This window comes from Streptosporangium longisporum (assembly GCF_039534895.1).
Lineage (GTDB): Bacteria > Actinomycetota > Actinomycetes > Streptosporangiales > Streptosporangiaceae > Streptosporangium > Streptosporangium longisporum.
This window is the reverse complement of sequence record NZ_BAAAWD010000014.1, coordinates 684752-705334: the sequence shown is the minus strand read 5'-3', so window position 1 is coordinate 705334 and position 20583 is coordinate 684752. Positions and strand designations below refer to the sequence as shown.

Below are 20583 nucleotides of genomic sequence, written 5' to 3'. Positions count from 1 at the left end.
TTTTTAGGAAGTACGGCAAACGCACGGCAAAAACTACGTTAGGGACTAGACACTTCTAGTTTTTGCCAGCTCGCCTTCCAAATACGAATCCAAGCCCGAGCACCAAGCTCCTCTCAACTCCAGTCTTAAGATCAAGCCAGCAGCACACAGGCACACCGACACCACTTTCAGCACTCTGCTCTCCCGACGCCCAGCCGTCTTCTTTTGCTCTGTTTCCCAGCAGCCTTTACTTTCTTTTCCTCGTCCCCTTTTACGACGCTTCCGGCTTCCTTCTTTAGCCGGCTCCACCCGTCTTTTTGTCCTTTCAAGCCCGCCTTCATTTCAATTCCACGTTTTAATAGAAGCCCAAGAACCCCCACGCCCCGGCCGCTTAGCCAGCCTTCAAGCTCTTTCTTGTTACTTTTTCCAGCCCGAGCTTCTTTTCGATTTCCACACTTTTTGCTTTTGTTTTTGGGGCACCACCTCGAAAGCCAGCATCAGAGACCCCACCGTCATCGGCCCGTGCCCGGGACGCGGGACGGTCCGGCTGCGGCTCCAGGAGGTCAGGATCCGGTCCCGGTCCCTCGGCCGTCATGAGCGGGATCCGCGCCACCGGGGTCTGCGGCGCCTCGGCGAAGAGGTCGAGCAGCGACCGCAGCCGGGAGGCGACCAGCTCGACGCGCTCGCCGTCGAACACGTCGGTGCGGTGGTTGATCTCCAGCCGCAGCCGGGGCCCGGGAACGGCGACGACGCTCAGCGGGTAGTGCGTGGAGCCCGAGATCCGCTGCTGCCCGTTCGCCTCGCTCTCGTCCTCCAGCACCTTCACCAGCAGGCCGGGCGTGCCCTGCTGCACGGACTCCCAGTCGAAGGGCGCGTTGCCGAAACCGGTGGAGGTGTCGTAGAGCGTGCCGAGCCCGGCCAGGCGCTGCACCTCGGCCAGCCCCAGGTACTGGTGCGGCTCCAGCGCCGACTGCTCGTCCTGGATGCGGGCGAACAGCGCGGCCATCGACTCGCCGGGGGAGATCCGCACCCGGACGGGGACCGCGTTCATCAGCAGGCCCACGATGGAGTCGGCTCCGGGCAGGGTCGGCGGGCGGCCGTGCACGGTCTGGCCGAAGACCACGTCGTCGCGACCGGTCAGCAGCGACAGCAGCAGCGCCCAGGTGCCCTGCACCACCGTGTTGAGGGTCAGGCCGTGCCTGCGGGCGGTCGCCGTCAGCGCCTCGGTCGTGTGCTCGGACAGCGTCACCGTGGTCAGGCCGGGCATGGTCCCGGCGCCCGCGGGCAGCGCGCCGGGGGGCGACGAGCGTCGGCTCGTCCAGGCCGTCCAGGGCGTCGCGCCACGCCCGCTCCGCGGCCGGGCGGTCCTGCCGGGCGAGCCAGCGCAGGAAGGTGTCGAAGGGGGTGACCGGGCCGAGCCCGGCGTCCGCGTCGTCGGCGCCGTCACCGGTGGTGTCGCCGTCCGTGCCCGTCGCGGCCTCGCGGCCGTACAGGGCGAACAGGTCGCGCAGCACCAGCGGCAGCGACCAGCCGTCCAGCAGGATGTGGTGGTACGTCAGGACGAAGGCGTGCCGTCCGCCGGGCAGGCGGATCAGGGCGAACCGCATCAGCGGCGGCGCCGTCATGTCGAAGCGGCGCCGCCGCTCCTCCTCGACGAAGGTCAGCAGCCGTTCCCGGACCATCGCGTCGGGCAGCGACGACAGGTCCATCCACGTCCACGGCGTCTCCACCGCGCGCCGGATCACCTGTACCGCCTGGCCGTTCCTGCGCTGGCGGAAACCGGCCCGCAGGGCGGGATAGCGGGCGAGCACGCCGGAGCAGGCCGCGCGCAGCCGTTCCGCCGAGACGTCCTCGCCCAGTTCGAAGGCGGTCTGGATGTTGTAGACGTCCACCGACTCGGAGTCGTACAGGGCGTGGAAGAGCATGCCTTCTTGCAGCGGCGTGAGAGGAAGCGCAGACTCGATCGGCGACTCTGTCGTTGTTTTCACGTGAGGACTTCCCTGGAAGCGGTCGGCGGCGCGGAAGACGGCCGGCTGCACGCCGGCCGGACGGGTGGGAGACGCGGGCCGGGCGGGAGGGTCACCCCCGGCCGGCGCCGGACGTCCCCACACCGCCGGGACGCCGATCGGGCGGCCGGTCGGCGGCCTCCCCGCCCGGCACCGGGCCTTCCCGTGGGCCGGAGCGTCAGTACGTGACCGGGGTCCGGCGGCTGATCAGGTCGGACATGGCGACCAGGACCTTGCGTTCCCCGGTGAACGCCTCCCGGCCGTGGGACCAGCGCATGTTGTCGATCACCATCAGGTCGTTGCGGCGCCAGTCGAAACGCTGTGAGCGGCGCTCGAACGCCGAGCGGGCGGCGGCGACCATGTCGTCGGGGATCGGGGTCCCGTCGCCGAACAGCACGTCGTGGGGGAGCCTGTCCTCGCCGAGCAGGCTCACCAGGGCCTCCCGGGTGTCACCGGGCAGCGAGGACTGGTGGAACAGCACCAGGTGGTTGAACCAGATGCGGCGCCCGGTCCGCGGGTGCACCGCGATCGCCGGGGCCTGGCGGAACGTGCGCAGACAGTCGTCCTCCAGCCACTCCCACTCCAGGCCGTTGGCCGCGCAGAACCGGTTCACCTGCTCGCGGCCGTCGGCCTGGAAGGCGTCGCGCCAGCCGAGGCCCACCCCGTTGCCGTAGTTGCGCACGTAGCGCAGCCCGCGGCTCTCCACCGCCTCGACGACCTCGCCGGGGATGTCCTCCAGCACCCTGGCGACGTCCGTGATCGGGGTCGCGCCGCCGGTCTCGGCGGGGGTGACGCAGAAGAACGCCAGCCGTCCGGGCCAGGCGCCGGCGTAGGAGGACTCGCAGTGCTGGGGGATCACCTCGCGTGCCGGGTACTCGGTGGAGGTGAAGACCCCGTCGCCCACCTTGGTGCGCGGCGTGGAGCGCTCGGTGTACTCCAGCGGCTCGAACCCCAGCGCGGTCAGGGCCCGCTGGAAGTCCTCGGCGCCGTGGGCCTGGGCGTTCCTGATCAGCACCGCGCCGTTCGTGGCGACGGCCTCGCCGATCTCCAGGACGTGCTTGGACGTGAACGGCTCCAGGGGCTCGCCGTCCGCCTCGATCACGGTGATTGCGGTCAGATCGTCCAACTCTCTCAACTCCCTGCGAAGAGGACCGGCAGGAGATGCCCTGAGTCCACGGAACGGCCGGCGCTCATCCGAGCGTCGCCGCGAGTGCGCCGAGCATGGCCGGCGCACCGGTGAAGAGGTAGTCGTGTCCACCGGGCAGCAGATGAACGGTCGGCTCGTCCGTGGTGCAGTCGCGCCAGCGCTCCAGGTGGGTCGGTTTCACCAGGGGGTCCTCGGTGCCGCCGAAGACGTGCAGCGGGCAGTTCACCGGAACGGGTTCGGGCAGGTACGCCTCCACCAGCGCCAGGTCGCGGCGGACGGTGCGGAGCGCGTACTGCAGGTACGCGGGGTAGCGCGCCAGCTCGGGGGGCAGGCCGCCGAACCCGTCCAGCCACTCGCGCAGGCCGCGGTCGTCCAGCTGGGAGATCAGCCTGCGCACGGGCACGTGCGGCGCCCGCGACGCCGACACCACCAGCGCGACCGGCGGGGTCAGGCCGCGCCGGGCGATGCGGACGACGAGCTCGTACCCCAGCAGCGCGCCGAAGCTGTGGCCGAAGAACGCGTACGGCAGGTCGAACTCGTCACCGATGCCGTCGAGCACCGCGTCGGCGAGTTCCTCGATGCTGCCCGGCAGGGGGTCGGCGCCGCGCATGCCGCGGCCGGGCAGTTCCACGGTCGCCAGTTCGATGTCGGACGGCGGTGTCAGCCGCCAGGGGGCGAACGAGGTCGCGCTGCCGCCCGCCTGGGGCAGGCAGAACAGCCGCAGCCGCGGGACGGGCGGGGTGACCCGGCCGACGATCCACGGAACGTCCGCGCGACGCGGCGACGCGCTCTCGGAGTAGGGGGAGTGTGCGGCGGTGTGAGTTCGCATCCCGCTCCTTCTGTCGGCCGGCGGTCCTCCGCGAGCGGCAGCCCGCGCCGCTCATCGTGGTTCCAAAGCCGTGACCGGACCAGGCACGCGGACCGGCAACCGCGCTGCCGCCCAGTTGCCCCACCGCTGCCTGGAGAGTCGCTCTCCCGCGCGTCCAGAATCATGGCCCACAGTCCTGTTCTGGGTCCGGTGTTCGGGGGCCCGAGAGATGGAGCTCAAGTCGATGACCGCTACTTCTGACGAGGCGTCCGACACGATCGCCAGGGGAGACGACGCGTCCACGCGGACGCTGTTCACCCTCGACGCGGTCAAGGCCGACCTGATGAACGTCGACGCCATGTTCCAGGCCTGCATGAACTGGAACTACGGACACCGCGAGAGCCGGGTGTGGAACCTCTACGAGAAGAACAAGGTCTCGCAGTGGAACGCCACCACCGACATCGACTGGAGTCACGATGTCAGGTTCGGCTCCGAGCTGACCGAGGAGCAGAGCGTCAACCTCGCCTCCTTCGTCGTCGGCGAGGGCAGCCCGGTTCCGCGCGAGCTGCTCAACCAGTTCCGCTGGGAGTACCAGGCGTGGATGGTCAGCCAGTTCCTGCACGGTGAGCAGGGCGCGCTGGTGACCACCGCCCGGCTGGTGGAGACCGTGCCCGACATCGACGCCAAGATCTACGCCGCCTCGCAGGTGGCCGACGAGGCCCGGCACGTCGAGGCGTTCGCGCGCTACATCGACGAGAAGCTGCGCACGTCCTACCCGATCAACCCGGGCCTGAAGACGCTGCTGCGCGATCTGCTGTCGACGTCGGAGTGGGACATCGTCTACCTCGGCATGCAGGTGATCGTGGAGGGGCTGGCCATCACCGCGGTCCGGCTCGCGAGCAGCGGCTTCGGCGACCCGATCATCCGGCAGATCACCCGGATGGTCGCGGTGGACGAGGCCCGGCACATCGCCTTCGGCGTCACCTCGCTCACCGGCATGTACAAGGAGGCCTCCTCGGCCGAGCTGCGCGACCGCGAGAACTTCCTGATGGAGGCGATCCACCTGATGTCGCGCCGCTTCATGCTGTACGAGGTCTGGGAGCGGATGGAGCTGGACGTCACCCTGGGGACGCACTTCGCCCGTACCAACCCGATGATGGTCGCCTACCGACAGCTGCTGTTCCAGCAGGTCGTCCACGTGCTGCGGCAGCTGGACCTGCTCTCCGACAGGATCCGCATGCTCCTGATGTCGGAGAGGCTGGCACGTCCCGAGGCCCTGCGGGCCAGGTGAGACGGCGCGGGCCGCGCCCCCGCCGGGAAGAGCCGTCCTGCCGGCCGACGAGACCGTCGACCGGCAGGACGGCTCTTTCGCGTTCTTTTGCGTTCTCCCGGGCTCTTTCGCCTTCTCCTGGACGCGGGGCTCGCGGCCGATGCCGGTCCCTCTCGTACGAGGAGGGGGATTCCCTCATACGAGAAGTGAGGGTGATCCCTGCTCATGCGAGAAGGGGACCGGTCCCTGTCATGCGAGGAGGGAAGGTGATCCCTGCCCATGCGAGAAGGAGGACCGGAAGCTCCGGCCCTCCCTTCTCGTGCCCACCGCGGTCTCCCGCGGTCACGCTCAGTCCGCGACGGATTCCGTGACGGGCTACGCGACGGGTTCCGCGGCAGGTTCCGCGACGGGGTCCGCCACGAGGGGCTTGGCCTCCGCGGGGAGCTTGCCGGCGCACAGGGCCGACCAGATGACCCGGCGGCGCGGCTTGCCGCTGGAGGTCACGGCGATGCCGCCCCGGGGCAGCTCGACCGTCAGGAGCTCGGCGTCGCCGAGCCACTCGGTGAAGACCTCGTGGGCGATGGTCCGCCAGCCGGGCTGCACCCCGCCGAACACCGCCACCCCGGTCGGCACGCCCTCGCGGTGGCCGAGCAGGACCGCCAGGCAGCGCTCGGGGATGCCCCGCTCGTGCAGCATGGTCTCCAGGCTCTCGGCGAAGACCATCCGCCCGTTGACCTTGAGACCGTCGCCGAGACGCCCGATCACGAAGAGCTGCCCGTCGTGGAGGAAGCCCGCGTCGCCGGTCTTGAGCTCCTGCCCCAGGCTGGTGCCGGAGGCGGAGCCGGGGTCGCCGACGTAGCCGCTCGCGATCGACACGCCGGTGACGACGATCTCGCCGACGCTGCGGTCCGGCAGCTCCTCGCCGTCCTCCGACACGATCCTCACCGTCCGGCCCTCCAGCGGGCGGCCGCAGCCGACCACCGGTGCCCCGCCGAAGGACTCGGCGGTGGCGTCGTCCGGCGTGTGCGCGGACCAGCCCTCGCGCAGCGGCAGGCCCGTCACCGCGAGCGTCGCCTCGGCGCCGCCGTACGCGGGCAGCAGGGCGTCGCGCCGGAGACCGTACGGTTCCAGCAGGGCGTGGAAGTCCGTCAGCACCTGCGGGGAGATCCGCTCGGCACCGATGATCAGCGACTGCAGCGCGTCGAAGCGGAACCCCTCCAGGGCGGCCGGCTTGACCCGGCGCTGGATGTACGCCAGGGCGAAGTTGGGCATTGCGGTCCTGACGATGCGCCGGTCGCTGAGGCAGCGCAGGAACCGCAGCGGCGAGCGGATGAAGTCGTCCGGCTGCATCATCCATCCGTCGCAGCCGGTGACGATGAAGTTCAGCAGGCAGCCGATGAGGCCCATGTCGTGGTGGACCGGCAGCCAGCTGCTGCAGGGGTGCTCCGGCTTCCACTCCAGCCAGCGGCGCATCCCGGTGAGGTTGTCCTGCAGCGCCCGGGAGGAGATCCGCACCCCGCGCGAGAAGCCGCTCGATCCGGACGTGAACTGCAGCAGCGCGGTCTCCGGCAGCGGCAGCGGACGCTCCAGCGGCTCGACCCCGTCGATGAGGTGCTCGAAGACCACCGGCTCGTCGAGGCCGGCCGTGGCGGTGACCTTGCGGATCCGTTCCAGCGACTCGTCGTCGCTGATCGTGAAACGCGGCTGGGCGGTCGCGAACAGGTGCGCGGCGTGCTTCTCGTAGTCGTCGGCCCGCTGGAAGGCGAACGGCGGGGCGATGGAGCAGGGCGTCGCGCCCGCGGCCAGCGCTCCGAAGAACCCGGCCACGAACCCCGGGCTGGAGCGCTGCACCAGCGCCACCACGTCACCCGGCCGGACACCGCCCGCCTGCAGCGCGGCGGCGGTCCTCAGCACCAGGTCCGTCAGGTCGCGATAGGACCAGAAGTTCCAGCTGTCACCGCTGTCCGCGTAGTACAGGCCGCGCTCGGTGGACGGGTCGTCGAGCCACTCGAGCAGGCCTCGGTCTGGAATGTGCAACGTCCTAGTCCTCTCCGGTGTTCTACTGCACGCCCGGCGCGTATGGGACGCGGCGGCATGCCCGCCGCGTCGAATCGTCGCCGCACGTCCACCGGGGTCGCCAGGCAAACGGCCGGTAACTCACCCCCCACCGAGCGGCATTTCCACCAGCAATTGTGATTGCCGGTCATTTGCCTGGTGACGCGACGAGCGGGCGATGCAGCATCGTCGCGAAAACTCGAGCTTTCGACCCATCGGAGTACCCGGAGAGAGCGGTTACCACCTCATGGCTTCACGCGACGCCGAGAACGGCCTGCTTCCGCTGACGGCCGCCCAGCGAGGAGTGTTCTTCGCCCAGCGGCTCGACCCCGGCAACCCCGCCTACAACACGGTGGTCGTCATGGAGATCCGGGGGCCGGTGAACGGCGACCTGTTGCTCCGCGCGGTCCGCCAGACCGAGGGGGAGAGCGGGAGTTTCGACGTCGAGCTGGTGGAGCGGGCCGAGGGCCTCTACCAGCGGCCGGTCGAGCCGGGCTGCTCGACGTGGACCGAGCTCGACCTCAGCGGCGAGCCGGACCCCGAGTCCGCGGCCCGCGCCTGGATCGAGAACGACCGCGCCACCGCCCGCGACCTGCTGACCGGCACGCTGTCGGCGCAGGCGCTGCTGCGCGTGGGCGTCGACCACTACTTCTGGTACCAGCGCAGCCACCACATCCTGTCCGACGGCTACGGCTCGGTGCTGCACACGCGCAGGATCGCCGATGTCTACGCGATGCTGACCGCGGGGACCGACACGGCGGACGGGGCACTGGGCCGGCTGGAGGACCTGCTGGCCGACGAGGCGGACTACCGCGCCTCGGAGCACTACGCCGAGGACCGCGAGTACTGGAACCGGACCTTCGCCGACCGCGCCGAGACCGCCAGCCTGGCGCCGGGGACGCCGACGAGCGCCGCGGGGATGGCGATCACCGCGACCGGGGAGTTGTCACAGGCCCGGATGCGGGAGCTGTACGCGGCCGGACGCGAGGTCCGCACCTCGTGGCCGGTGGTGATGCTCGCCGCGGTCGCCGCCTACCTGCACGGGATGACCGGCGCCGCCGACCTGACCATCGGCGTCCCGGTCACCGCGCGGCTCGGCGCGCGCTCCCAGAACGTGCCCGGCATGCTGTCGAACACGCTGCCGCTGCGGCTGCACGTCGACCCCGCGGCCGGCCGGGCGGAGCTGCTCCGGCACGTCGCCCGGCGGCTCGGCGAGCTGCTGACGCACCAGCGCTACCCCTACGACGAGCTCCGGCGCGACCTGCGGCTCCTCGGCACGAACGAGCAGCTGTTCGGCGTGGTGGTCAACATCATGCCGTCCGGCATCGAGCCCCGCTTCGACGGGCACGGCGCGGTCGTGACCGCCCTGTCCGGCGGCCTCATCCCCGACCTCAACATCGCCTGCCATTCCGGCTCGGGCGGGCAGGGCACGCGCATCGACTTCGAGGCGAACCCCGACCGCTACACCGCCGGGGAGCTGGCCGCGCACCACCGCCGCTTCTCCGACTTCCTCGCCCGGTTCCTCGCCGCCCCGCCGGAGACCCCGATCGGCCGGGTGGACGTCGTGACGGCGGACGAGCGCGAGGCGGTGCTCGCCGCGGGCCGGACCCCGGGGATCACCGAGCCGGTCGCCGCGCGGACGTTCCCGGAGATGTTCGAGGAGCAGGTCCGCCGCACCCCGCACGCCCCCGCGGTGATCTCCACCGCCGGTTCCGTCGGCTACGCGGTGCTCAACGCCCGCGCCAACCGGCTGGCGCGGGTCCTCGTCGAGCGCGGTGCCGCCCCCGAGCGCCTGGTGGCGGTCGCCCTGCCGCGCGGCGCCGCCGCGCTGACGGCGGTCATCGCGGCGATGAAGGCGGGCGCGGCCTACCTGCCGGTCGACCTGAACTACCCGCGAGCGCGGGTCACCGCGATGCTCGACGACACCGCGCCGCTGCTCCTGCTGACGACGCGCGACGCCGACGACGCGACGCTGGCGCCGGGCGTGCCGCGGCTGTACCTGGACGACACCGGCGCCCCCGACTCGCCGGGGAGCTCACCGGAGCCCGCGGGCACCGACCTGACCGACACCGACCGCCTGGCACCGCTGCGTCCGGCGCACCCGGCGTACGTCATCTACACCTCCGGCTCGACCGGCCGCCCCAAGGGCGTCGTCGTCACCCACACCGGCCTGGCCGCGCTGCTGCGCCTCCAGACGCACCTGCTGCCGGTGACCCCGGACATGCGGGTGCTGCAGTTCTCGTCGCCGAGCTTCGACGCGTCGGTGTGGGAGCTGTGCACGGCGCTGCTCACCGGCGCGGCCGCGGTCGTCGCCCCGGCCGAACGGCTGGCGCCCGGACGCCCGCTGGCGGACCTGGTGGCCGAGCTGGGCGTCACCTGCCTGCTGCTCGCGCCGTCCGCGCTCGCGGCCGTGCCGCCGGACGGGCTGCCGGAGGGCGTCACGCTGGTCGTGGGCGCCGAGGCCTGCTCGCCGGACCTGGTCGAGCGCTGGTCGCGGGACCGGCACATGGTCAACGCCTACGGTCCCAGCGAGTCGACGGTCATCGCCCTGCAGACCGGGCGGTTGTCGGGGAAGGTCGTCCCTCCCCTGGGCACCGCGACCCCGGGCACCCGGATCCGGCTGCTCGACACCGCGCTGCGGCCGGTGCCGCCCGGTGCCGCGGGCGAGATCTACCTGAGCGGCGACGGGCTCGCCCGGGGCTACCTGGGCCGTCCCGGGATCACCGCGGAGCGGTTCGTCGCCGACCCGTTCGGCGCGCCCGGCACGCGGATGTACCGGACGGGCGACCTGGCCCGGTGGACCGGGGACGGCGGCCTGGTGTTCCTGGGCCGCGCCGACCGCCAGGTCAAGGTGCGGGGCTTCCGCATCGAGCTGGGGGAGATCGAGAGCGTCCTGGCGCGGGCACCGGGCGTGGAGCGGGCCGTCGCGATCGTCCGCGAGGACCGGCCGGGGGTCAGGCAGCTGGTCGCCTACGTCGTCCCCGCCCGGACCGGCGCCACCGGCGCCACCGACGCCGACGACACGGCCGGCACCAGTGACACTGCCGAGGCGGGACGGGCGGACGCGGCGGCGCTGCGCGACTTCGTCGCGCGGCGGCTGCCCGACCACATGGTCCCGGCCGCGGTGGTGCACCTGCCCGAGATGCCGCTGACGCCGAACGGCAAGCTGGACCACCGCGCACTGCCCGCACCCGAGTACACCGGCTCGCGCGACAGCGGCGTCCCCAGGAACGAGCGGGAGACGCGGCTGTGCGAGCTGTTCGGCGACCTGCTCGGCGCCACCGCGGTGGGCATCCACGACAGCTTCTTCGACCTGGGCGGCGACTCGATCATCGCGGTCCAGCTCGCGTCCCGGGCCACCCGCGCCGGCATCCCCCTCACCCCCCAGGCGGTGTTCGTCCACAAGACCGTGGCCGAGCTGTGCGCGCACCTCGACGAGTGGTCCGCCGCGTCCGACGCCTCGGGCACCACCGGTGAGGAGACCGAGCTGGTCGCCCTGCCCGAACGGGAGCGGGAGCGGCTGGAGCGCGACTGGGAGGCCGCGGGCGGGCTGGAGGACGTGCTGCCCCTGGCCCCCCTGCAGAAGGGGATGCTCTTCCACGCCTGGTTCGGCGACGGCACCGGCGCCGACGTGTACAACGTGCAGAAGGTCTTCGGGCTGCAGGGCCCCCTGGCGGCGGACGCCATGCGCGACGCCTGCCAGGCCCTCGTCCGCCGGCACTCCGCGCTGCGGGCCGCCTTCGTCCAGAACGACGACGGCGAACCCCTCCAGCTCCTGGTGCGGGACGCGGACGTCCCCGTGCACGAGTACGACCTACGGGGTTTCGCCGCGCAGGAGCAGGACGCCCGGCTGGCCGAACTGCTCGCGCGGGACAAGCAGACCCGCTTCGACATGGCCTCGCCGCCGCTGATGCGCTTCTTCCTGGTCCGCCTGGAGGACGAGCGCCACCTGTTGGTCCTGTCGGCCCACCACATCCTGTTCGACGGCTGGTCGCTGCCGCTGCTGCTGCGGGACCTGCTCGCGCTCTACCACCGGGGGGACGACACGGACCTGCCGGCTCCCGTCCCCTTCCGCTCCTACCTCTCCTGGGTCGCCGGTCGCGACCGGACCGTGGCGGAGCGGGCCTGGAGCGCGGCGCTCGCCGATCTGGACGGCCCCACCCTGGTGGCGCCCGGAGGCTCCGGCGAGGGCGGCGCGCTGCCCCGGCTGCTGATCACCGAGCTTCCCGAGGACCTGACCGCGGCCCTGGAACGGACGGCCCGCGCCCAGGGCCTGACCCTGAACACCGTCGTCCAGGGAGCCTGGGCGCTGCTGCTGAACACCGTCACCGGCCGCCGGGACGTCGTCTTCGGAAGCACCGTCTCGGGCAGGCCGTCCCGGCTCGCGGGCATGGGCGAGATCGTCGGGCTCCTGATGAACACCGTCCCGGTCCGGGTCCGCGTCGCTCCCGAGGAACCCCTGGCGGAGCTGCTGTCACGGACGCAGGACGACCAGATGGCGCTGGCCGACCACCACCACCTCAGCCTTCCGGACCTGCACCGCCTGGCCGGGACGGCCGAGCTGTTCGACACCTCCGTCGTCTTCGGCAACGCCCCGATCGACCGCGCGGAGATCGGCCGCCACGCGAACGACCTGGGCATCACCGTCGAGGAGTCCGACCCCACCGGCGGCACGCACTACCCGCTCAGCCTCTCCGCGGTGCCCGGCGAGCGGCTGCGCCTGGAGCTGACCTACCGGGGCGACCTGTTCGGCGACGACGCCGCCGAGAGCTTCGCCACCCGCCTCCGGCTCGTCCTGGAGACCTTCGCCGAGGACCCGCGCCGGCCGGTCGGCCGGATGCCGTCCCTCACCGAGGCCGAACGGCGCAGCCTGGTGCACGAGGTCAACGACACCGCGCTCGCCGTGCCGCCCGCCACCCTGCCCGCGCTCTTCGCGGCGCAGGTGCGGCGTACCCCGGACGCGGTGGCGGTGGTCTGCGACGGCGAGCGGATCGGCTACGCCGAGCTGGACGACCGCGCCGCGCGGCTGGCCGGGGTGCTGGCCGCCAAGGGCGCGGGACCCGCGCAGGTCGTCGCGGTCTCGCTGCGCCGCTCCATCGGGCTGTTCGTCGCGCTGCTCGCGATCCACAAGACCGGCGCGGCCTACCTGCCGGTCGACCCGGAGTACCCGGCCGAGCGGATCAGGCACATGCTCGACGACGCCCGGCCGGTGTTCGTCGTCGACGAGGGCTTCCTCCAGGAGGCGGACGCGGCGGCCGAGTCCGCCGAGGCCGTGCACGGGACACCGTCCCTGCTGCCCGCACACCCCGCGTACGTGGTGTACACCTCCGGCTCGACCGGACGGCCCAAGGGCATCGTCGTCACCCACGCGGGCATCCTCAACTACCTGGCCGGCATGCAGCACCGGCACCCGATCACCGCCGAGGACCGGGTGCTGCAGCGCACCTCGCTCAGCTTCGACCCGTCGGTGTGGGAGATCTTCTGGCCGTTGCTGCACGGTGCCACCGTGGTCGTGGCACGGCCCGACGGCGCCGAGGCCCCCGGGTACCTGCCCGCGCTGATCCGCGAGGAGCGCGTCACGATCGCCCAGTTCGTGCCCTCCACGATGGAGGTGTTCCTGCGGGAACCGGGCAGCGACCGGTGCGACGCCCTCAGACAGGTGTTCGTCGGCGGCGAGCAGCTCGGCGGCCCGCTGGCCGACCGCTTCCACGCCACCGTCGGCGTGGAGCTGTACAACCAGTACGGCCCCACCGAGGTGTCCATCTACACGACCACCGGCCCGGCGCGGCCCGGTGAGAACCCCGGCGCCGTACCGGTCGGGACCCCCCTGGCCAACCTGCGGGTGTACGTGCTGGACGGTTTTCTGCGGCCGGTTCCGGCCGGGGTGGTGGGGGAGTTGTACATCGCCGGTGACGGGGTGGCGCGCGGGTATCTGGGGCGTCCGGGGTTGACGGGTGAGCGGTTCGTGGCCGATGTGTTCGGCCCGCCCGGGGCGCGGATGTATCGGACCGGGGATCTGGGGCGGCGTCGTGCCGATGGGTTGCTGGAGTACAGCGGGCGTTCGGACTTCCAGGTGAAGGTGCGTGGGCATCGGATCGAGCTGGGGGAGATCGAGGCGGTGCTGGCGGCGGACGCGTCGGTGGGCCAAGCGGTGGTGACGGTCGCCTCGGGTGCCGGTGGCGCGCAGTCCATCGTCGCCTACGTCTCCCCGGCTTCCGGTGGCACGGTCGACGCTGAGGCGTTGCGTGAGCGGGTGGGGCGGGTGTTGCCGGAGTACATGGTGCCGGCGGTGGTGATGGTGGTGGAGGCGTTCGCGCTGACCACCAACGGCAAGGTGGATCGGCGGGCGTTGCCGGCGCCGTCGTTCGGGGTGGGGGCTGCTTATCGTGCTCCCAGTACCGATCGTGAGCGCCTGTTGCACGAGATGTTCGCCGGGGTGCTGGGGCGCGACACGATCGGGGTCGACGACAGCTTCTTCGAGCTGGGTGGCGACTCGATCGTGTCGATGCAGCTGGCCGCCCGCGCTCATCGCGCGGGCCTGGCGCTGACGCCCAAGGACGTCTTCGTCCACAAGACCATCGCCATGCTCGCCCAGGTGGCCCAGGACATCGACCCGGCGGAGATCGCCGAGGCGCCCCGCGCCGAAACCCTGGTGGAGATCGATCCGCAAGAACTCGACGAGCTCGAAGCCCAGTGGGAGACATCACTGTGAGACAGACGTCCCTCGAAGAAGTTCTGCCCCTGTCCCCGCTGCAGCAGGGCATCCTCTTCCACGCCCTCTACGACGGCGGGAGCACCGACGGCGAGCACGTCGACTTCTACAACGTGCAGACGCCCCTGGAAATGGTCGGCGACCTCGACGTCGACGTGCTCCGCGGCTCGTGCGACGCGCTGCTGGCCCGCTACGCGATCCTGCGCGCGGCATTCCTGCGGCGCCGCTCGGGCGAGCCCATCCAGGCCGTCGCCCGTACGGTCAGGACGCCCTGGGAGGAGATCGACCTCTCCGGCTTCGGCCCGGACGAGCGGCGGGTGCGGCTCGCGCGGCTGCTGACCCAGGACCGCTCCCGCCGCTTCGACATGACCAAGCCACCGCTGATGCGGTTCACGCTGGTACGGCTCGCGGCCGACCGGCACGTCCTGGTCCTCACCAACCACCACATCCTGCTGGACGGCTGGTCGCTGCCGCTGGTCTTCGGCGACCTGTTCCGCATCTACCGGGACGGCGGCACCGCCGAGCACCTGGAGCCGGCGGTCCAGTTCGCCGACTACCTCGGCTGGCTCTCCCAGCAGGACCGCGAGAACGCCGAACGCGTCTGGCGGGCCGCTCTGTACGGCGTCGAGGGTGCGACGCTGGTGGCGGGCGAGACCGGCACCGACGTCCTCGACCGCGGCCAGCAGCGCCTGGTCGCGGAACTGCCCGAGGACGTCACGGCGCGGATCGCCGCCGCCGCCCGCGACCGCGAGCTGACCGTGAACACCCTGGTCCAGGCCGCGTGGGCGCTGCTGCTGACCGAGCTGACCGGCCGGGACGACGTCGTCTTCGGCAACACCGTCGCCGGCCGCCCGCCCGAGCTGCCCGGAAGCGAGCGCATGGTGGGCCTGATGCTCAACACCGTGCCCGCCCGGGTACGCGTCGATCCTGACGAGCGCGTCTCCGCCCTGCTGGAGCGGATCCAGGCCGAGCAGACCGACCTGCTCGGCCACCAGTACCTCGGGCTCGCCGACATCCACCGGGCCCTCGGCGTCAGCGAGCTGTTCGACACGACGCTGTCCTTCGAGAGCTTCCCGGTCGAGGAGTCCATCCAGGGGATCGAGGTCGCCGGGCTCTCCGTCGGCATCCTCCGCGACGCCGTCGAGGACACCCCGGAGGGCACCCACTACCCGCTGAGCCTCGCCGTCTACCCGGGCGAGCGCCTGCGGTTCGAGCTCAACCACCGCGAGGACGTCTACACCGCCGACGCCGCGGCCGGTGTCCTGAAGCGGGTGTGCGCCCTGCTGGAGGACATCGCGGCCCGGCCGGAGCTGCCGGCGGGACGGTTCCCGCTGCGTTCCCCGTCCGAGCAGCGCGACATCCTGCGGGTCTCCAGCGGACGGCCCGTCCCGCACCCGTCCCAGACCCTGCCCGACCTGTTCGAGGCGCAGGCCCGCGCCACCCCCGACGCGATCGCCGTCGTGGACGGCACCGCCCGCCTGTCCTTCGGGCGGCTCAACGCGGACGCCAACCGGCTCGCCCGGCTGCTCGTCGCCCGGGGTGCCGGGCCGGGCCGTCTCGTCGGCGTGGCCCTGCCCCGCACCGTCGACGCGGTCGTGGCGATCCTGGCGGTCCTGAAGTCCGGGGCCGGATACCTGCCGATCGACGCCGAGCACCCCGCCGAGCGCGTCGCGGCGATCTGCGCCGAGGCCGACCCCGTCCTCGTCCTGGCCGCCGACGCGACCGCGCACGCCGTCCCCGGCGGCGTCCCGGCGCTGCTGGCGGAGAAGGAGACGCTTCCCGAGGACGCCACCGACCTCGTCGACGGAGACCGCCTCACCGCGCTGCTCCCCGCCCACCTGGCGTACGTGATCTACACCTCCGGCTCCACCGGCACCCCCAAGGGCGTCGCCGTCGAGCACCGCAACCTCGTCAACATGTTCCACAGCCACCGGGCGAACTTCTTCGAACCCGAGCGGGACAGGGCGGGCGGCAGGCCGCTGCGTGCCGCGCTCACCAACTCGCTCGGCTTCGACGCCTCCTGGAGTCAGCTGCTGTGGATGGTCGCCGGGCACGAACTGCACATCGTCGACGACACCGTCCGCAAGGACGCCCTGGCCATGACCGGCCACGCCCGGAGCGCGGGGATCGACGTCATCGACACCACGCCGTCGGTCGCCCGGCAGATGCTGGCGGCGGGCATGTTCGCCGACGGCGACCGGCACCGGGTGAGCGTGCTCGCGCTCGGCGGCGAGGAGGTCGGGGACGACCTGTGGGACGAGCTGCGCGCCGTCCCGGGCCTGTCGCTCTACAACCTCTACGGCCCGGCCGAGTGCACCATCGACGCGATGCTCCACCACGACGACGGCGTCGTGCGGACCGCGATCGGCACCCCGGCCGACAACGCCCGGGTGTACGTGCTGGACGGTTTTCTGCGGCCGGTTCCGGCCGGGGTGGTGGGGGAGTTGTACATCGCCGGTGACGGGGTGGCGCGCGGGTATCTGGGGCGTCCGGGGTTGACGGGTGAGCGGTTCGTGGCCGATGTGTTCGGCCCGCCCGGGGCGCGGATGTATCGGACCGGGGATCTGGGTCGGCGTCGTGCCGATGGGTTGCTGGAGTACAGCGGGCGTTCGGACTTCCAGGTGAAGGTGCGTGGGCATCGGATCGAGCTGGGGGAGATCGAGGCGGTGCTGGCGGCGGACGCGTCGGTGGGTCAGGCGGTGGTGACGGTCGCCTCGGGTGCCGGTGGCGCGCAGTCCATCGTGGCCTACGTCTGCTCCACCCCCGGGGGCGTGGTCGACGGTGAGGCGTTGCGTGAGCGGGTGGGGCGGGTGTTGCCGGAGTACATGGTTCCGGCGGTGGTGATGGTGGTGGAGGCGTTCGCGCTGACGACCAACGGCAAGGTGGATCGGCGGGCGTTGCCGGCGCCGTCGTTCGGGGTGGGGGCTGCTTATCGGGCTCCCAGTACCGATCGTGAGCGCCTGTTGCACGAGATGTTCGCCGGGGTGCTGGGGCGCGACACGATCGGGGTCGACGACAGCTTCTTCGAGCTGGGTGGCGACTCGATCGTGTCGATGCAGCTGGCCGCCCGCGCTCATCGCGCGGGTCTGGCATTGACGCCCAAGGACGTCTTCGTCCACAAGACCATCGCCAGGCTGGCACGGGCGGTCCAGGAGACCGGCGAGCGGGACGGCGCCGCACCCGGCACGGCCACCGCACCCACCGTGCCCGCCGGGCCGCTGGTCGTGCTCGGCGACGACGACAGGGCCGAGCTCGTCACCGCGTACGGGCCCGGCGACACCGACGTCTGGCCGCTGACGCCGCTGCAGCAGGGCATGCACTTCCACGCGCTGCTGGCCGCCGACGGTGTCGACGTCTACACCACGCAGCGGCCCCTGAGGCTGGCCGGCTCGCTGTCACCGGCCGTGCTGCGCACCTCGTTCGACACCCTCATGGCCCGTCACCCCGCGCTGCGCGCCTGCTTCACGTCGCTCAGCTCGGGCCGTCCGGTCCAGGTCGTCCCCGGGGACGTGCGCGTGCCCTGGCAGGAGATCGACCTGTCCGCGCTGGACGAGGACGAGCGCGCGCGCCGGCTCGCCCGGCTGCTGGACGAGGACCGCGTCCGCCGCTTCGACCCGGCCACCCCGCCCCTGCTGCGGGTCACCCTGGTCCGGCTCGCCGACGACGACCACCTGCTGCTCGTGACGCACCACCACATGATCCTGGACGGCTGGTCGCTGCCGCTCGTCTTCCGCGACCTGTTCACCCTCTACGCCCGCGGCGGCGCCGACGACGGCCGCCCGCCCGTGCCCTTCACCGGCTTCCTCGACTGGCTCGGCCGCCAGGACGGCGAGGAGGCCGCCAAGGCGTGGGCCGGGACCCTGACCGGCCTGGACGAGCCGACCCTGGTCGCGCCGGACGCCGACGCCGCCACGGCCGTCATCCCGGAACTGGTCACGCGGCGCCTCGACACCACCTCGACCACGGCGCTCACCACCGCCGCCCGCGAGGCCGGCCTGACGCTCAACACCCTGATCCAGGGCGCCTGGGCGGTGGCGCTGGGCCAGCTGCTCGGCCGCGACGACGTCGTGTTCGGCGCGACGGTCGCCGGACGCCCGCCGGAGCTGCCCGGCGCGGAGGAGATCGTCGGCCTGCTGATGAACACCGTCGCGGTCCGGGTACGGCTCGATCCGGCACGGCCGCTGAACCGCATCCTGGCCGACGTCCAGGCCGAGCAGGCCGAGCTGAGCCCGTACCGCCACCTGGGCCTGGCCGAGGTGCAGCGCATCGCGGGCCTGGGCGAGCTGTTCGACACCGTCATCGGGTTCGAGAACACCCCGGTCGACGGCGAGGCGGTCCAGGAACAGGTCCCGGGCCTGCGGATCTCGGTGGACGGCGACCCCGCCCCGGGCGCCTCGCACTACCCGCTCAGCCTGGTCGTCGTGCCCGGCGAGTCGCTGAGCCTCGAACTCAGCTACCGGGGCGACGTGTTCACCGCCGAGGCGGCCGGCGCGCTGCTCGGCCGGGTGCACACGGTCCTCGACACCTTCGTGACGGCCCCGGCCACGCCGTTCGGCCGGATCGACCTGCTCACGCGGCAGGAGCGCGAACGGCTCCCCAAGGCCACCGGCCCGGTCCGCGACCTGCCCCGCACGACCTTCCCGGAGCTGTTCCGGGAGCGGGTGCTGGCCCGGCCCGACGCCGTCGCGATCCTCGACGGCCCGCTGAGGGTCCGCTACGACGACCTCGACGCGCAGGCCAACCGGCTGGCGCGGGCACTGGCGGCGCGCGGCGTCGGCCCGGAGAGCATCGTCGCCATCGCGATGCCGAAGTCGGCGCGCTCCATCCTCGCCGTCGTGGCCGTGCTCAAGGCGGGCGCCGCCTACCTGCCGCTGGACCTGGCCTACCCGATGGACCGGTTGCGCCACATCATCGGCGACGCGCGGCCCGACATCGTCCTCACCGTCACCGAGGCGGTGCCGACGCTGACCGAGGCGGGCGCCGGCCGGACGCTGTGCCTGGACGGCCCCGCCGCCGCCACCGGTGAAACCGACACCGGCGCGCTGCTCGGGGGAGCGGCGGACATCACCGCCGGCCTGTCCGACGCGGACCTGACCGACGAGGACCGGACGGCGCCGCTGCGGCCGGAGAACACCGCGTACCTGATCTACACCTCGGGATCCACCGGACGCCCCAAGGGGGTGCAGGTCTCCCACGTGGGCCTCGCCGCCCTGGTCGACCAGCAGCGCGACGCGCTCGCCCTGCGCGCGGACGAGCGGGTGCTGCTGTTCGCCTCCCCGAGCTTCGACGCCTCGGTGTGGGAGCTGGCCACCGCCCTGCTGACCGGGGCGACCGCGGTCACCGCGCCCGCCGACGAGCTGCTTCCCGGACCGGCCCTGGCCCGGACGGTGGCCCGGTACGGCGTGACCGCGCTGCTGCTCCCGCCGTCCTCGCTCGCCGTGATGCCCGACGGCGGCCTGCCGCCGGGCGTCACGCTCGTCGTGGGCGGCGAGGCGTGCCCGCCCGACCTGGTCGAACGCTGGTCGGCCGGGCGCCGCATGGTCAACGCCTACGGCCCGACCGAGACGACCGTCATCGCGACGATGAGCGGCCCGCTGTCGGGCCGGGTCAACCCGCCGCTGGGCGAGCCCGTGGTCAACGCCCGCGTGTACCTGCTGGACGGCGCGCTGCGCCCGGTGCCGCCGGGCGCGCCCGGCGAGCTCTACCTGGCCGGTGACGGTCTCGCGCGCGGCTACCTGCGCCGCGCCGCCCTCACCGGGGAGCGCTTCGTCGCCGACCCGTTCGGCCCGCCGGGCTCGCGGATGTACCGCTCCGGCGACGTCGCCCGCCGCACCCCGGACGGCACCCTGGAGTACCTGGGCCGGGCCGACCAGCAGGTCAAGGTGCGCGGCTTCCGGATCGAGCCCGGCGAGATCGAGGCCGTGCTGGCCGAGGACCCGGCGGTCGCGCAGGCCGTGGTGGTCGTCCGGGAGGACCAGCCCGGACGGCGGAGGCTGGTGGCGTACGCGGCCCCGGTGCCCGGCACCCGGCCCGACCCGGCGGCGCTGCGCGCCCGCGCCGCCGACGCGCTGCCCGACTACATGGTGCCGGCCGTCGTGGTCGTCCTCGACCGGCTGCCGGTGACGCCGAGCGGGAAGCTCGACCGGGGCGGCCTGCCCGCGCCCGACTTCACCGCGGGCACGACCGGCCGGGCGCCCCGCACCCCCCGCGAGGAACTGCTCTGCGGCCTGTTCGCCAGGGCCCTCGACGTGGAGCGGGTCGGCGTGGACGACAGCTTCTTCGACCTCGGCGGCGACTCGATCATCTCGATCAAGCTCGTCACCATGGCCCGCCAGGAGGGCCTGGACATCGCCCCGCGCGACGTGTTCACCCACAAGACCGTGGCCGCGCTCGCGGAGACGGTCAAGGACCTGGCCCCGGACCCGGTCGCGGAGGCGGCCGGCCACGACATCCCCCTGATCACCCTCGACCAGGACGAGCTCGCCGAGTTCGCCGAGGGCTGGGAGGCGCCGGTCTGAGCACCGGCCTCCCCCGCACGACCTTCGGACCAGCACGGCCGGGACCCTGCTCGGCCGGTCCGAAGGAGCACCACCACGCGGCCCGGCC

At 72.6% G+C, this 20583-nt stretch carries 7 protein-coding genes and 1 pseudogene; 3 read left to right on the top strand and 5 right to left on the bottom strand.

Features of this window, described 5'->3' with window-relative positions; translation table 11 throughout:
* Positions 1-370 precede the first annotated feature (370 nt).
* The 4 genes and pseudogenes from ABD832_RS26425 to ABD832_RS26410 all read right to left on the bottom strand — a co-directional run bounded on the left by ABD832_RS26425 (position 371) and on the right by ABD832_RS26410 (position 3961).
* Entirely contained in the window at positions 371-1246 is an 876-nt protein-coding gene (locus tag ABD832_RS26425; RefSeq protein ID WP_344900045.1) for a condensation domain-containing protein, read from the bottom strand.
* A gap of 274 nt (positions 1247-1520) precedes the next feature.
* Positions 1521-1904: pseudogene (locus ABD832_RS42285) on the bottom strand (condensation domain-containing protein); the annotation flags it as partial.
* Between the two features lie 259 nt (positions 1905-2163).
* Positions 2164-3111 carry a TauD/TfdA family dioxygenase gene (locus ABD832_RS26415; protein WP_344900041.1) on the bottom strand — a complete coding sequence of 316 codons (948 nt, stop codon included), beginning with the start codon at positions 3109-3111 and terminating at the stop codon, positions 2164-2166.
* A 64-nt stretch (positions 3112-3175) separates the two neighbouring features.
* On the bottom strand, positions 3176-3961 hold the full coding sequence (locus tag ABD832_RS26410) for a thioesterase II family protein (RefSeq protein WP_344900039.1): 786 nt from the start codon (positions 3959-3961) through the stop codon (positions 3176-3178).
* A gap of 223 nt (positions 3962-4184) precedes the next feature.
* On the opposite strand from ABD832_RS26410, the gene ABD832_RS26405 reads away from it, so the two are divergent.
* Complete coding sequence (locus ABD832_RS26405) at positions 4185-5231, top strand: diiron oxygenase (RefSeq protein ID WP_344900037.1); 1047 nt, start codon at positions 4185-4187, stop codon at positions 5229-5231.
* A 354-nt stretch (positions 5232-5585) separates the two neighbouring features.
* Here ABD832_RS26405 and ABD832_RS26400 read toward each other — a convergent pair whose 3' ends face one another.
* The gene (locus ABD832_RS26400) at positions 5586-7247 is read right to left on the bottom strand and encodes an AMP-binding protein (protein WP_344900035.1); all 1662 of its coding nucleotides are present in this window, start codon (positions 7245-7247) and stop codon (positions 5586-5588) included.
* A gap of 265 nt (positions 7248-7512) precedes the next feature.
* Between ABD832_RS26400 and ABD832_RS26395 the strand changes: the two genes are divergently transcribed.
* Together ABD832_RS26395 and ABD832_RS26390 are read left to right on the top strand one after the other, a co-directional pair.
* Complete coding sequence (locus ABD832_RS26395) at positions 7513-13977, top strand: amino acid adenylation domain-containing protein (protein ID WP_344900033.1); 6465 nt, start codon at positions 7513-7515, stop codon at positions 13975-13977.
* The gene (locus ABD832_RS26390; RefSeq protein ID WP_344900031.1) at positions 13974-20495 is read left to right on the top strand and encodes an amino acid adenylation domain-containing protein; all 6522 of its coding nucleotides are present in this window, start codon (positions 13974-13976) and stop codon (positions 20493-20495) included. Before ABD832_RS26395 ends, ABD832_RS26390 begins: the two co-directional genes overlap by 4 nt.
* Positions 20496-20583: the final 88 nt, after the last annotated feature.

Excerpts from the sequence above, each read along its gene's own strand:
- ABD832_RS26425 (WP_344900045.1), bottom strand. The coding sequence starts at position 1,246 with ATGCCCGGCCTGACCACGGTGACGCTGTCCGAGCACACGACCGAGGCG.
- ABD832_RS26410 (WP_344900039.1), bottom strand. The coding sequence starts at position 3,961 with ATGCGAACTCACACCGCCGCACACTCCCCCTACTCCGAGAGCGCGTCG.
- ABD832_RS26405 (WP_344900037.1), top strand. The coding sequence starts at position 4,185 with ATGACCGCTACTTCTGACGAGGCGTCCGACACGATCGCCAGGGGAGAC.
- ABD832_RS26395 (WP_344900033.1), top strand. The coding sequence starts at position 7,513 with ATGGCTTCACGCGACGCCGAGAACGGCCTGCTTCCGCTGACGGCCGCC.